The 14,048-nt window shown below is 63.2% G+C and carries 14 protein-coding genes; 5 read left to right on the top strand and 9 right to left on the bottom strand.

The features are described from left to right. Positions 1-284 precede the first annotated feature (284 nt). Positions 285-2,126, top strand: a complete 1,842-nt coding sequence (locus tag MTAI_RS12770; protein WP_043982665.1) for a transcriptional regulator — start codon at positions 285-287, stop codon at positions 2,124-2,126. A 116-nt stretch (positions 2,127-2,242) separates the two neighbouring features. On the opposite strand, the gene MTAI_RS12765 is transcribed toward MTAI_RS12770, so the two are convergent. Beyond that, a complete protein-coding gene (locus tag MTAI_RS12765; protein ID WP_027887694.1) occupies positions 2,243-2,500 on the bottom strand; it encodes a glutaredoxin family protein in 258 nt (85 codons plus the stop codon). 123 nt (positions 2,501-2,623) lie between these two features. On the opposite strand from MTAI_RS12765, the gene MTAI_RS12760 reads away from it, so the two are divergent. Next, complete coding sequence (locus MTAI_RS12760; protein ID WP_027887693.1) at positions 2,624-3,430, top strand: DNA-formamidopyrimidine glycosylase; 807 nt, start codon at positions 2,624-2,626, stop codon at positions 3,428-3,430. Here MTAI_RS12760 and MTAI_RS12755 read toward each other — a convergent pair. Next, positions 3,427-3,759 carry a hypothetical protein gene (locus MTAI_RS12755; RefSeq protein ID WP_027887692.1) on the bottom strand — a complete coding sequence of 111 codons (333 nt, stop codon included), beginning with the start codon at positions 3,757-3,759 and terminating at the stop codon, positions 3,427-3,429. The genes MTAI_RS12760 and MTAI_RS12755 overlap by 4 nt on opposite strands. A 119-nt stretch (positions 3,760-3,878) precedes the next feature. Between MTAI_RS12755 and MTAI_RS12750 the strand changes: the two genes are divergently transcribed. After that, positions 3,879-4,847 (top strand): D-alanine--D-alanine ligase family protein, encoded by a 969-nt coding sequence (locus MTAI_RS12750; protein WP_027887691.1) that lies wholly within the window; start codon positions 3,879-3,881, stop codon positions 4,845-4,847. A 101-nt stretch (positions 4,848-4,948) separates the two neighbouring features. Here the strand turns inward: MTAI_RS12750 and MTAI_RS12745 are convergent, their stop codons facing one another. The 7 genes from MTAI_RS12745 to glgC form a co-directional block, all read right to left on the bottom strand. Continuing rightward, a complete protein-coding gene (locus MTAI_RS12745; RefSeq protein WP_131455679.1) occupies positions 4,949-5,872 on the bottom strand; it encodes a hypothetical protein in 924 nt (307 codons plus the stop codon). A 363-nt stretch (positions 5,873-6,235) separates the two neighbouring features. Further along, positions 6,236-7,579, bottom strand: coding sequence for a glycogen synthase (locus MTAI_RS12740; protein WP_027887689.1), 1,344 nt, complete (start codon positions 7,577-7,579; stop codon positions 6,236-6,238). Between the two features lie 15 nt (positions 7,580-7,594). Continuing rightward, positions 7,595-8,023, bottom strand: coding sequence for a gamma-glutamylcyclotransferase family protein (locus tag MTAI_RS12735; protein WP_027887688.1), 429 nt, complete (start codon positions 8,021-8,023; stop codon positions 7,595-7,597). Positions 8,024-8,053: 30 nt separating this feature from the next. Continuing rightward, positions 8,054-8,449 carry a putative toxin-antitoxin system toxin component, PIN family gene (locus MTAI_RS12730; RefSeq protein ID WP_027887687.1) on the bottom strand — a complete coding sequence of 132 codons (396 nt, stop codon included), beginning with the start codon at positions 8,447-8,449 and terminating at the stop codon, positions 8,054-8,056. After that, a complete protein-coding gene (locus tag MTAI_RS12725; protein ID WP_027887686.1) occupies positions 8,446-8,673 on the bottom strand; it encodes a hypothetical protein in 228 nt (75 codons plus the stop codon). Before MTAI_RS12725 ends, MTAI_RS12730 begins: the two co-directional genes overlap by 4 nt. Positions 8,674-8,718: 45 nt before the next feature. Then, the gene (locus tag MTAI_RS12720; protein WP_027887685.1) at positions 8,719-9,408 is read right to left on the bottom strand and encodes a SagB/ThcOx family dehydrogenase; all 690 of its coding nucleotides are present in this window, start codon (positions 9,406-9,408) and stop codon (positions 8,719-8,721) included. A gap of 61 nt (positions 9,409-9,469) precedes the next feature. Next, positions 9,470-10,711 carry a glucose-1-phosphate adenylyltransferase gene (glgC, locus tag MTAI_RS12715; protein WP_027887684.1) on the bottom strand — a complete coding sequence of 414 codons (1,242 nt, stop codon included), beginning with the start codon at positions 10,709-10,711 and terminating at the stop codon, positions 9,470-9,472. A gap of 119 nt (positions 10,712-10,830) precedes the next feature. On the opposite strand from glgC, the gene MTAI_RS12710 reads away from it, so the two are divergent. Next, entirely contained in the window at positions 10,831-12,990 is a 2,160-nt protein-coding gene (locus tag MTAI_RS12710) for an AAA family ATPase (protein WP_027887683.1), read from the top strand. Positions 12,991-13,043: 53 nt separating this feature from the next. Further along, on the top strand, positions 13,044-14,045 hold the full coding sequence (locus MTAI_RS12705) for a S41 family peptidase (RefSeq protein WP_027887682.1): 1,002 nt from the start codon (positions 13,044-13,046) through the stop codon (positions 14,043-14,045). Positions 14,046-14,048: the final 3 nt, after the last annotated feature.

The following is a 14,048-nucleotide window of genomic DNA, read 5'->3' as shown; positions in this document are numbered from 1 at the left end:
TCGGGTTGGCTTTCACCGTGTTACCCTGCATGGGAGGTTTAACGAAGGAGTTCACGCCTTGAGAAGGGGAGGTAGCAAACACAAGCAAGCTGGCTCGAGCCAACCGCTCGGAGGTTTTTTCCGGCGGGGTTTGCCGAAGCGATCCCATGCTGAATTGGCCCTGGTGGTGTGCCCTTACGCCCTCTCAACGCTGCGCAATAGTCGACCGGGGATTCGTGCGGGACAGGTATACGGTCGCACATACGCCGCCTGGGCCCACTGGACATTGAGCAAGGAGCGTGTACATGAGTAAATCCGGAGGACCCATTCAGCTTAAACTATGGGGCCCGGCCCGGCTGGAGTACCAGGGGCGCGAGTTGAAACTTCAGCGCAAGGGTCTGGCCATACTGTACTACCTTGCCCTGGAAGGGGCTACCCGCCGCGAAGTGCTGGCGGATCTGCTCTGGGGCCACTCGGCGGCCTCACAGAACCTGCGGGTTGAGCTGCACCGCCTGGGCCAGGCTTTGGCCCCCCTGGGGTATACCTTGTTCAAAGCCGGGGAAGACCCCCTACAACTGCCACCTTTTATTACCCTGGATCGTACCCCGGCGCCGGGGGCGCCCATGGAAGGGCTGGAGGAAATCTCGGTGGAGTTCAGGGCCTGGCTCGAGGGCCAGCGCTCACAGCTCATGGCCAATAGCTCCGGCATGGTAGGGCGCGAGCGTTTGGTGCAGGAGGTGGCCTCGCAGATCGTTTTGCCCTCGGTGTTGATTCTAACTGGACGGCCCGGTTCCGGGCGCACGGCTTTTGCTCAAGCTCTGGCTAAAGCCCTGGGGATGCCCTTTCTGGAGGGCCCTCGAGGGGGTGGCAAGGCCCTGCACTACCTGCGCCCCCCCTACGCCGATGTTTCGATAGAGCGCATACTTACCGACCGGGACGGGCTTTGGGTGGTGGAGCGTTCCTCCTACGGCGAGGATCCCAGGCTCATCCTGGAGCTGAGAAGCCATTACCCCGCCGAGCGCACCCGCTACATCACCCTGCCACCCCTGTCCTGGGCGGAGGCCCGCGCTTCCGTGCTCGCCAACCTGCCCTTTGCCCAGGCAGCACGGCTGTTTCTGGCCTCGGGGGGGTCGCCCGGCCACCTGCGGGAGCTGCTGGCTGTGCCGCACAACGGCAGCGAGATGCCCTTGCCCCAGCGGGTGCGGGCGCAGGTTCAGCTCGAGTCCCGGATGTTGTCGCTGGAGGCCCGGCTGGCCCTGGAGCGCCTGTCGGTGCACCCCGGCCCCTACAGCCAGGGGTTGCTGGATGCCCTCGAGGCCACGCCCTACCTCGACGAACTCGAGCGCCGCGGCTGGTTGATCTATGCCGGCCAGTGGCAGTTTTCCGATGACGCCAGCCGCCGGGTTTTGTACCTGGGATTGCAGCCCGGTCGACGCCAGCAGTACCACCGCCAGGCCGCCCTGCAGTGCGCGATGGAAGAGCAGCGCATGGCCGAGGCCTACCACCGCCTGATGGCCGGGGATACCGCCGACTGGGGCACTTTTGTCAACACCCTGCCGGGCTGGACCCGCTACGGCCTCAAGGCCTGGCTGGGCATGCACGAAACCCTTCCGATGGCGCCCAGCCTTAGCGAAGTGGCCAAGGGCAGCGAACTGGTTCTGCTGGAGGAGGCCCGCTTTGGACAGGGCTTTGAGGTGGATGGACGCCATGTGCGCTGGATGCGCACACCCTCCCAGAGCACTGCCTCGGGCATTATCTGGGCAGCGCACGATGAAGCCTCGCTGCTGCACCTCAAGGGCAACGCCTATGTAGAAAACCCCCTGGGAGTCGGCATCTCGGGTCGCGCCGCCCCCCTCGTGCTGGAAATTCAGGAGCCCCGCGAAGCCCGCGCCATCTTCCTCCCGGGCATCCAGGCCGGTGCGCTGGCTGACAATGCGCTTTTGTTGCCTTTGCAGGAGGAGCTCGACGTCTGGTTCCGGGTGCCGGCTGGCGCCAGCATCCGCCTGACCAGCAGCGCTGAGAGCGGTCTGATAGACCTCGAGGTCACCTCCTACCGTGTGGCGCCGCCTCTTTTAGCGCAGTCGGCTCCTAAAGTGGAGGTATTCGAATTTTTTCGAAGCGCGGTAGAGGCCGCCAGGAAAAACTAACTCCAGACGGGGGTCGGTGCCCCCAACGCACAAGCTGCAAGCCCCTGGAAAAGCACCAGGGATGTGCTTTCTTCGCCGAGCGAAGCGATTTGAAAATTATCTTTTTGAATCCGGTACTATAGGCTGGCCTGAAGGCCGACCTGCTCTATCCAGGCCCTGAGCTTGCTAATGGAGAAGCGGCTCATCGAGGTGGCGTGCTCTTTGTACACCAGGGTGGGTACACTGCGCTTGCCGTTGTTGATCTTCATGACCAGCTCGGCCGCGGTGGGATCATGCTCGATGTTGATTTCCTGGAAGGGCAGGCCAAGGTTGGTTAGGGCTTGTTTGGCGGCGTGGCAGTCGGGACACCAGGAGGTTGTGTACATCGTAATCATAGCCAGTGAGTAGTTTAGGGAGAACCTGGGCTGTGCACTGTGCCTTTGCTAACCTGTTTGTCTGGCCTTCGTTACGCGCGGCAGGGTTGTTTTGGCCGAGGGCTGGTATAAACAAAGACGGCCATGCCCGAACTACCTGAAGTGGAGACCACCCGGCGCATCCTCGAGCCCTACCTGCTGGGCCAGCGCATCCAACAACTCCGGCACCAAGACCCCGCCCGCTACCGCAACACCGAGCGGGCCGAGGGGCGCAGGGTGCTGGGTACTTCCCGCCGGGGCAAGTACCTGATTATTCACCTGGATAAGAACCTCGAGCTCATCGTGCACCTGGGTATGACCGGGGGCTTTCGCTTTGAGCCGCACCGGCATACCCGGGTCACCCTGCACCTGCCCGACCGGATCCTCTACTACACCGACCCCCGGCGCTTTGGGAAGTGGTGGGTGGTAAAGGCGGGCGACTACCGTGAGATTGGCCTCCTGGAGCGCATGGGGCCCGAACCGCTCTCGGACCATTTCACCCTCGCGCACTTCCAGCAGGCACTTAGCACCCCCCGGAAGATCAAGGAGGTGCTGCTCGCGCAAGAAGCGGTGGCGGGGCTGGGCAATATCTACGCCGACGAGGCGCTGTGGCTGAGCAAAATTCACCCCGAACGGCCCGCCCATACGCTATCTTTGCCTGAGATCAGGAGGCTGTACAGGGCCATCCGGGAGGTGATGGAGCGGGCGGTGGAGGCCGGTGGCTCCACGCTTTCCGACCAGAGTTACCGGCAGCCCAATGGCCAGCCTGGCTACTTCCAGTTCCAACACAACGCCTACGACCGCACCGGCCAGCCCTGCAAGCGCAGGGGCTGCAAGGGCCGGATTGCCAAGATTGTGGTGGGCGGCCGTGGAACCCACTTCTGCCCGCAGTGCCAGCCAGATAGCCTCTAGCCGGGGTTTTCCGGGTTGGCCTCTGGCAGCTTTCCCTGTTCCGCCAGGGTGTTGGTGACAATCCAGGCCTCGGCCTCCTCGGGGGTTCTGGCCCGGTAGACCTCCTCGCCGGTGCGCTTGTCCACGATGCCATAGGCCTTGCTGCCCTTGAGGGGTTTGTACTCGTAAGGGGCCGACTGGAGGAAAGTCTCGAGGTCCACCCCCTCGCCCAGCATCTGGCGGAACCAGGCCTGCTGGGCCTGCTCGACCCGCCGGTAACCCCAGTAGTTGACCAGGCCAAACAGGGCGATGAGTACAAAGAGGGCCAGAAAAACCACAATCCAGCTCATAGCCCTAGTCTAGTGGGTCATGGGCCGCGGCAGCGAAGTAGTATCATCATCTATATGAGCCAATTGCACATTGTACTCCTTACAAATCCGTGGCCTGCTCAACCGGTGGGAGGGGTCTGTTGAAGGTCTTGCTGCTGGCCGGCGGCCCCCCCGGCGAACACGAGGTCTCGCTCTCCTCGGCGCGGGGGGTGCTGGCGGCCATGCCCCACCCCACCGAGCTGGCCGTGATCGCCAAAGATGGCAAGTGGCTGCTGGGCGAGGACGCGCACGAAGCCCTGCAGGCCGGTGTAGCCGAGCAGGGCACCCATCCCTTTCCGCCCCCCGTTCCCTGGCAAGACTACGATGTGGTCTTTCCGCTGCTGCACGGCCCCCTGGGCGAGGATGGGGTGATCCAGGGGTTTTTACAGCTCCTGCGGCGGCCCTATGTGGGCGCGGGGGTGGCCAGCTCGGCGCTGTGCATGGACAAGGATCTCTGCAAGCGGGTGCTGCGCCAGGCCGGTATCCCGGTGGTACCCTGGGTGACCCTGTACAAAGGCGAAACGCTGCCAGAGATCCCCTTCTCCCCGCCCTACTTTGTGAAGCCGGCCAACACCGGCTCCTCGGTGGGCATCTCCAAGGTCAAGGCTGAGCAGGACGCAACCCGTGCCCTGGCCGAAGCTTTTGCCTGGGATTCAAAGGTGCTGGTGGAGCAGGGCATTGAGGGGGTGCGGGAGCTCGAGGTGGCCCTTTTGGGCAACATTCACGCCGAGGCCAGCGTGGTGGGCGAGATCACCTACCAGGCCGAGTTCTACGACTACGAGACCAAGTACACCCCGGGCAAAGCCCAGCTTCACCTGCCCGCGCCCATCCCCCCCGAACTCTCGGAACGAATCCGCGCCACCGCTATCGAAGCCTACCGGATCCTGGGGGTGCGCGGGATGGCGAGGGTAGACTTTTTCCTCTCGCCCCAGGGGGGGCTTTATCTCAACGAGTTCAACACCATCCCCGGCTTCACCCCCACCAGCATGTACCCCAAGCTTTGGCAGGCCACCGGCCTGGCCTACCCAGACCTGCTCGACCGGCTGGTGCGGCTGGCCCTTGAGGCCTAAATCTAAAGGTCACTCTTCACTTTGCAGGAAGAAATCTCGGCAAAAGTCCAGCCGGGCTGCCCAGAATAGACAGCCCGGCGTAGTTGTGCACGCAGCACCAACTATATTGGGTTGCCGTTATAGGTTACCGTATAGCTGTTGCAGCCGTTGTACTGAATTACCAGCCTGTTGCTGGCGCTGTCCTGGAAGGTGGCCTTGCCAGCAATGAAGGAGGACATGCAGCTTGCCCTGTTATGTTGCAGGTTCTCACCATTCATATCAAGCACAAAATTTTCACCAGATACCCTGTAGGCAAAACGGCCATTAAAGTTGGTGACCCCTGCATCGTAAGGGTTGCTATTGCCATCCAAGCTGGGTGTGTAACTCAGGTTGAGCCCAAAAGCAATTTTGTCTCTACCCTCCTCGATTAGGAACCCGTATCGAACCTGGTAGGCCCCGCCCGAGCCCGGGGTAAAATCTACACCCAAGACAAGCCTGCCTTGGCTGGCGCCGCCACTCACACTCAGGTTGATTACAACCGTATAACCGCTGCGTGGATCGCCGTCGTTTTTATCCCGAATTTTTATCGAACCATTGGTAACAGCACCATTGCTGTCTCTGCAGTTGTTGTAGAAAGCCTCAGCGCTTGCGGGAATACCATCCCGATCCCTATCAACCGGATTATCCGGATATGTAATGCTCCCACCTCCCGGGCAATTTAGCGTACCTTGCACGTGGATAAGGCTTCCCTCTACCCCCAGTTGGCGCAGGTAGCCAGCCACCTGAGGGTACTCCCGCTCAACCAACGCGGCCGCAAATCCCAAGGCGTTGAGAGTGCCTACGCCACCTCCTATGCCTGTCGCGATTTGGTCAACATAATTTACCAGTATTGACTTGTGGGCACTGGCCTGACTCGCGCTAAAAACAGTGAGGGAGTCAGTAGGCACCCCAGGAACATCATTACTCAAATCACTTGACCCAGGCGAGCAAGATACCAACATGCTGAGGAGAACTAAAAGGCCGGTGGCTTTCACCAATTTTCTCATAATCCTCCTTTGGGCCACACGTGCTTTATGTGTTTGCAGTGTTCAAACGAAACACCATAAGCAACCTAAGTGCCCACTGACCGAATCTAGTACATACCTTTGGATTCCGTTGTGAGAAATGACCACAGGCTCGGCATAAAACCGAATAAACCCATACCTAGCCCCATCCCATGCTTGATGCAGGTAGCAGGTACTTTTGATCTGTGGGTCTACAACACCACCTATGATCAGCGGATGTTGTTCATGCTGGTGCTGGTAGTTTCTCCACCAATCCCACGCCCCTCTTTCACTGGCTCAGTTGATAAAAGCCTGACACTTCCAATGGAAGTGTTTCGGCCAGTCGACACGAAAAGCAAGCAGTCATCAAATCCCTAGCAGCTGCCGGTAGAGGGCCAGGTATTCCTGGGCCGGTTTCTCCCAGGAAAAGTCCTGCTGCATGGCCCGCCGGGCTACGGCTTTGCGGTCGGGGTGGTGGAGAAAGGCCTGCACCCCCCAGAGGATCCCCCCAACGTCCGCGGTCTCGAAGATAAAGCCGGTCTCCCCATGCTTTACGGTGTCCAAGAGGCCGCCCACCGCCCGCACGATGGGCGGGGTGCCGTAGCGCATGGCGATGAGCTGGGCCAGGCCGCAAGGCTCGAAGCGTGAGGGCATTAGAAAGCCGTCGGAGCCGGCATAGATGCGGTGGGCCAGGGGTTCGTTGTAGCCCTGCGTGTAGGCCAGGCGGCCTTTGAGGTGCGCGGCCATCCAGGCGAAGGTGCGCTCGAGGTTGGGGTCGCCACTGCCCAGCACCACCAGATTCACCCCCAGGCCCATCAGGCCGTCCACTGCATCGGCAATCAAATCCATCCCTTTCTGATGGGCAAAACGCGAGACCACCCCCAGGGTGGGCCGGTCTTCCAGGCCCAGCTCCGATAGCAACAAAGCCCGGTTGCGGGCCTTGCCCGAGAGGTCACTGGCGTCGTAGGGGTGCGCCAGGTAAGGGTCGGTGGCGGGGTTCCAGTACTCGGTGTCGAGGCCGTTCAGGATGCCCCGCAGCTTCCACTGCTGGGCCCGCAGAACCCCGTCGAGCCCCTCGCCCCCTTCGGGGGTGGTGATCTCCCAGGCATAGCGCGGCGAGACGGTGGTCACCGCGTCGGCGTTCACGATGCCGGCCTTCATCAGGTTGACCGAGCCGTGGTGCTCGAGGCCCGCCCCGTAGTAGGTCTCACCCGGCAGGCGCGTCCAGGCGTAGAAGTCCTCGGGGTTCCAGACCCCCTGGTAGGCCAGGTTGTGGATGGTGTAGACCGTGCGGGCCCGGAACCAGCCCAGGTTGCGCAGCAGCGGCAGCAGGGCGGCCTGCCAGTCGTGGGCGTGTACGATATCAAAATCGCCCAGCAGCTCGGCAGCGGCCAGGGCGAAGCGCACGAAGCGGCGGAAGTCGTCGGGGTAGCCGTAGGGCTTGTCGCGGGCGAAATCCCCCAGCCCCACCAGCACGTAGCGCACCCCGCCGTGCTCGGCGTGGCCGATCCCAATCTTCTCGCGCTGGCCTTCGAAGCTGAACCAGGCCTCGCCCACGTAGTAGCCCTGGATACCCCAGTACCAGGGGATAAAGATGGTGGGCTCGAGGCCCTGCTTCTTCAGGGCCTGGGGCAGGCTCCCGATCACATCGGCCAGGCCCCCCACCTTGGCAAAGGGGAAGGCTTCGGAGGCGACAAAGGCAACTTTCATAGGCGTATAGGCAGTTTACCCCTCTGACCGGGTTTCTTCACGCCAGACCCCCTCCGGCAGCCAGAGGCCCGCGACGCTTTGCATGGCCTGCAGGCTGGGATAGGTATACACCCAGACTGCGCAGGGTTGCAGGGCTTGCTGGCTCAGGTAGGCCGTGGTGGGGATGCGCCGGTACTCGCGGCCTTCATCCTCGAGCCGATCCAGCAGCAGGAGGGCATACTCCAGGTCGGCAAACCACTGCACCTCGCCCCAGACCCGCCCCTCCCCCGGCACCACCCCTGGATAGGCGTAGGGGCGGCCCTTGCCTTTGGGGATGTGGAAGAGCTGGAAACCTTCTATATAGGCCTCGGCCGAGCGCAGCCAGCCGGCCTCTTTCGAGACCTGGAAGTTGCGCTCGCCCTGCTGGAGGGTACCGTAGACAAAAACCGCTTCTGGAACCTTCATCTTCAGCCAAGCATACCGCTATTGCTTCGCTCACCCGAAGTGCTTGATGCCTTCTCGAATGCTTAGAAGAACGGCCCCCTCTTTTTGGACGGCTTGGAGGTCTTCAGGGTTGCCGGAGATGACGTAATCCGGCTTGCACTTTCGTACCAGCGCAATCAGGAAATCGTCTTTAGGGTCGGGAGAATCGTCTCGGATTCTTCCAGGAACAACCTTGATCCCGCGGGCGCGCAAAAGCAGGACAACCGCTGCAATATATCGGGGCTCCACTTTTTTGCGGTTGGCAACTTCTTTGATCTCTTTGATCAGCGCTTCGGAATAAAAGACCTGGTGCTTGCCTTTGAGCAGTTTCACCAGGGTGTGGGCGGTGGGGCCACCGGGGTTGAGAAGGGCAGCTATATAAAAGCTGGTATCGAGCACCAATTTCACACAGACTTACCTTTTTTTCGGCTTGCCCGGTACGCCTTTACAGCTTTGCTGGCCTCTTCTATTGCCTGTTCTTCGCTTCGCTCTTGATGAGGGTTGGCGCGCAGGAGCAGGCTTTCAGCCAGCATAATATCAATGGCTTTTTCCAGCTCCCGATCCCATCCTTTACCCTTTATCTTTTTCAGATCGGCGATTTTCTTTTCCAGACCACGCGGTAAGGCCAGCATCTTGATCTAAGTTTAGCACGCAGCAAGTACGGTAGGCCTTGCGGACTACCGCCCCAGCAGCAGCACCACCACCGGGTGTTCGGCCTCGGGTAGGGAGAGGAGCTTGCGCACCTCCTCGTCGTAAAAGGTGGCGGCGGGGTAGGCCTGCAGCCCCAGGGCGGTGGCAGCCACCATTACCTCGCCCACCGCATAGCCCACCTCCAGAAGCGCATAGCGGAAGCCGCGCAGCCCAAAGACCGCCTCGGAGCGCTCCGGTACGGCGCTGAATACCACCAGCGCCGCCGAGGCTTCCACCGCTTCCAGATCCATCAGGGCGGCCCGCCAGCTTTTGGGGTCGAAGCGGCTGGAAAGCTGTTCTAGCTGGTGCTGCTTGGCCGCGTAGTGGTAGATGCCCTGGAAGGTGTCCTGCAGGTGCTGCACGGCCAGGTAGACCTCGAGCGGATACGCACCCCCCGCCGAGGGATACCCCCGACCCCCCCGGCGCACCGCCAGGGGGGCCAGCACCTGCGAAAGCTCGGCCTGGGTGATGGAGGAGCCCACCTTGGGGGTGGTGGGGGCCACCCGCGAGAGCACCCGCCAGACCGCCGGGCCCCCATCGCGGGCTGGCTCTGCAAGCTCGACCGACTCCAGCGGGTTGGCATAGACCTTGGCTGCCGGGGCCCGCCCGCCCGGTAGCTCGTCACCGGGGAAGATGCGCGTCAGGCGGTAAAAAACCTTGCCGGGGTGCTTGTCCATACATGCCGATGGCCCATAGTCTACCCTAGACCTCTTGAGGCTACAGGCTACCCACCTCGGGCTAGAATCTGTAGCTCTTGGGCACCACCACAATCCCTTCCGGCGTAACGGTAAACCCCCGGGCCCGGTCGGCCTCGAGGTCGTAGCCGATCTCGGTGTGGGGTGGGATGACCACATTTTTGTCCACGATGGTGTTGCGCAGCTTGGCGTAGCGGCCCACCTCCACCTCGTCGAAGAGCACGCTGCGCTCAACCAGGGCGTAGGAGTTGATGCGGGTTCGGCGGAAGATCACCGATTCGCGGATGGTGCCGCCGGAGATGATGCAGCCCCCGGCAATCAGGCTGTTGAAAGCCTGGCCGGTGCGGGCCCCGGCCTCGTGCACAAACTTGGCGGGGGGCGAGTTGAAGTTGGCCGCCCGCAGGGGCCATTCGGGGTTGTACAGGTCGAACTCCGGGGTGACCTGGATCAGATCCATGCTGGCCTCAAAGTAGGCGTCAATGGTGCCCACGTCGCGCCAGTAGGTGTTGGGGCCGCTCTGGCCGGGGATGGGGTTGCGTTTGAAATCGTAGACCTGGATGCGGTAACCCTCGCTCAGGGCGCGGGGGATCACGTCCTTGCCGAAGTCGTGCGAGGAGTTGGGGTCTTTGGCGTCGTGCTCGAGCTTCTCTACCAGGGCCTCGGTACGGAAGATGTAGTTGCCCATCGAAACCAGGGCCAGCTCGGGCTTGCCGGGGATGGGGGTGGGGTTCTTGGGTTTTTCCTGAAAACCCACCAGGCGCCACTGGTCGTCTACTTGCAGCACCCCGAAACGGCTGGCCTGCTCGATGGGCACGGGGTAGGCCGCGATGGTGAGGTCGGCCCTGTGGTCCTCGTGGTAGTCCAGCATGTGGGCGATGTTCATCTTGAAGATGTGGTCGCCCCCGAAAATGGCCACGTGCTCGGGTTTGTGGTTGTGGATGAGGTGCAGGTTCTGGTAGATGGCATCGGCGGTGCCACGGTACCAGACCGGCCCCAGCTCCTCGTAGCGGTACATCTGGGCCGGCACCAACAGAATGAAAGCATCCTCCAGGAAGCCGCCAAACCGCCAGTGCCGCTGCACGTGCTCGGTAAGGGACTGGGCTTTGAACTGGGTTAGTACATAAATCCCATAGATTCCCGAGTTCAGGAAGTTGTTGAGCACAAAGTCGATGATGCGGTAGCGGGCTCCGAAGGGCACCGAGGGCTTGGCGCGCTTGGCCGTGAGCGGGAACAGCCTTGAACCCTGACCCCCCGCGAGAATCATCCCCAAAACTCGCATAGACATGACGAAGTTGCCTCCTTTGCCAACAGCATAACAGGCCTGCGGTTGCGCTAAAAGCCTGGGGTGGGTATCCGCCCTGGCTCAGGTTCTTGGTGAGCGGGCTGTGGGTATACTTTTCCAGCATGAGGCTTTCCTACGAGGCGCTCGAATGGCGCACACCCATTGAAAATTCCACCGAACCGGTCTCCCTGCCGCCGCCCCCGCCTTTTTTTGGTCAGGAGCGGGCCCGCGAGGCGCTGGAGCTGGCGATTCGGGGAGGTTTTCACGCCTACCTGGTGGGGCCGCCCAGCCTGGGTAAGCACGAGGCCCTGCTGGCTTACCTCAGCACCCAGAGCGTGGAAACCCCGCCCGACCTGCTGTACGTACCCCTCTCGGAGCGGAAGGTAGCGGTGCTGACCCTGCCCAGCGGGCAGGAAATTCACCTGGCCGAGGCGGTGGAGGGCCTTCTGCTGGAGGTCAACCGGCTGGACGAGCTGTTCCGCCAGGGCTCTTTTCTGCGGGAAAAAACCCAGCTCGAGGCCCGCTTCAAGGAGGCCCGCGAACAACAGCTCGAAGCGCTCCGGCGCGAAGCCCAGGAGGCGGGGTTTGCCCTGTCTACCAACGGCGAGCGGCTGGAGCTCACCGGCCCCGGCCCGGTGCCCGCCGAACTCAGTGCCCGGCTGGAGGAGGTCACCCTGGGCAGCCTGGCCGCTTCCGCCGAGCTCGAGGTCGCCCTCCGCCGGCTGCGCCGCGACTGGGCCCTGCACTACCTGAACAACCGCTTTGAGCCCTTGTTTCAGCGCTTCCCCCAGGCCAGGGCCTACCTCGAGGCCCTGCGGGCCCGCCTGGCCCGCTACGCCGAGACCGGCGAGCCCCTCGACCCGGCCCAGTGGCGGCCCAACCTGCTCACCTCCTCCAGTAGCGGCACCCCACCCCCCATCGTCTACGAGCCCTACGCCACCGCCCCCCGGCTCTTTGGGCGGCTGGACTACCTGGTGGATCGGGGGGTGTGGAGCACCAACGTCAGCCTGATCCGCCCCGGCGCGGTGCACCGTGCCCAGGGGGGGTATCTGATCCTGGATGCCCTGAGCCTCAAGCGCGAGGGCACCTGGGAGGCCTTCAAGCGGGCCCTGCGCAACGGCCAGGTTGAGCCGGTGACCGAGCCCCAGGCCCCGGCCGGCCTCGAGGTCGAACCCTTCCCCATCCAGATGCAGGTGATCCTGGTCGGCACCCCCGAGGCCTTCGAGGGGCTGGAGGAAGATCCGGCCTTCAGCGAGCTGTTTCGCATCCGGGCCGAGTTCTCACCCACCCTGCCCGCCAGCCCCGAAAACTGCACGGCCCTGGGGGGGTGGCTCCTGGCCCAGGGCTTCCAGCTTACCCAGGGCGGCCTCACCCGGCTTTACGACGAGGCCCGGAGGATGGCCGAGCAGCGCGACCGCATGGATGCCCGCCTGGTGGAGATTCGGGCCCTGGCCGAAGAGGCCGCTGTTCTGGGTGGAGGTCTCCTCACCGCCGAGTCCGTGGAGCAGGCCATTGCCGCCCGCGAGCACCGGAGCTTTCTCTCCGAGGAGGAGTTTTTGCGGGCGGTGCAGGAGGGGGTCATCCGCCTGCGTACTACCGGCAGGGCGGTGGGTGAGGTGAACAGCCTGGTGGTGGTCGAGGCCGCACCCTACTGGGGCCGCCCGGCCCGCCTGACCGCTCGAGCCGCCCCCGGCCGCGATCACCTGATTTCCATAGACCGCGAGGCCGGCCTGGGCGGGCAGATTTTCCACAAGGCGGTGCTCACCCTGGCCGGCTACCTACGCAGCCGCTACATCGAGCATGGCTCCCTACCGGTAACGATCAGCCTGGCTTTCGAGCAAAACTACGTCTCCATCGAGGGCGACTCGGCTGGGCTGGCCGAGCTGGTGGCGGCGCTATCGGCCATTGGCAACCTTCCCCTGCGCCAGGATCTGGCCGTGACAGGTGCGGTAGACCAGACCGGCAAGGTGCTGGCGGTGGGGGCCATCAATGCCAAGGTGGAGGGGTTCTTCCGGGTCTGCAAGGCGCTGGGGCTGAGCGGAACCCAGGGGGTGATTCTGCCCGAGGCCAATCTGGCCAACCTGACCCTGCGGGCCGAGGTGCTCGAGGCCGTTCGGGCTGGGCAGTTCCACATCTACGCGGTTGAGACGGCCGAACAGGCCCTCGAGATTCTGGCCGGTGCCCGCATGGAGGGCTTCCGGGGTCTGCAAGAAAAGATCCGGGCGGGCTTGGAGGCCTTTGCCCGGCTCGAGGAAGGCCACGATAAAGAGGACAGGGAATAACCAGCAGCCCGGCCGCCACAGTGTACCCTTGGCCCTTGGCGTATCATGCAGCTATGCGCTGGCGGGTGATGGTTTTGCTGCTACTAGGCGGCCTGGCTTTGGCCCAGAATTCAGATGCCCAGGCCTTTGCCCTGCGCCTCGAGCAGGCCTGGCGGCTGGTTAAGGAGCGTTACTACGACACCAGCTTCAAAGGGCTGGACTGGGAGGCTATAGGCCACGCTTACCGGCAGCGCCTGGGTGAGGTACGGGACTGGGAGGGGCTATACCGCCTGCTCGATGAGATGTACGGCGAACTGCGCGACGACCACTCGAGGGTGCTGAGCCCTGCCGAGGCCCGGCATCTGTTGGGCGGTGCGCAGTGCCTGCCCCTGCCTTTCAAAGATCAAGATCTACTTCCCAGCGTCGCCCCGCCCAGCCCCAGGCCAGCCCAGCCAGCGCCCCCGGCCCCACCCCCTTCTCAACCCTCTCGAACCCCTCCCGAGGCCCCCCAGGTGCGCTTCATCAATGGGGTGGTCGTGGTGCGGCTGAGCAACCTGATTGATGCGACGAGCTCGAGCGTACTACAAAACGCCATCCGCCAGTACGAGGCCAGGGCCCGGGGCTATGTGCTGGATCTGCGGGGCAACCCCGGCGGGCTGGCCCTGCGCATGGCCGAGGTGGCCGGCATCTTTATGCGGGGGGTGCCCTGGCGCATTGTGAGCCGGGGTCTGGGGGGCGTTCCACTGCCCACCACCCCCTTCTTGGGCCGCCCGCAGACGCAAAAACCCCTGGTGGTGCTGATTGATGGAAACGTGCACTCCGCCGCCGAAGGCCTGGCCGGGGCCCTAAAAAATGCAGGACGGGCCTACCTGATCGGCACCCGCAGCGCGGGCAACACCGAGGCCCTTACCCCCTACTGCTTCCCCGATGGCGGGGTGGCCCTGGTGGCGGGCGGCGTGCTGGCCCCATTCTCCGGCCCCACCTGGGAGGGGCGCGGAGTGGAACCCGATCTGGTAGAAGAAAACCCCGACGAGCAGCTCGAGGCCGCCCTGCGCTATATCCTGCGTCATCGATAGCGG

It is taken from the genome of Meiothermus taiwanensis WR-220 (assembly GCF_003568585.1).
In the GTDB taxonomy this organism is placed as follows: domain Bacteria; phylum Deinococcota; class Deinococci; order Deinococcales; family Thermaceae; genus Meiothermus; species Meiothermus taiwanensis.
This window is presented reverse-complemented; position numbering and strand designations above follow the sequence as displayed.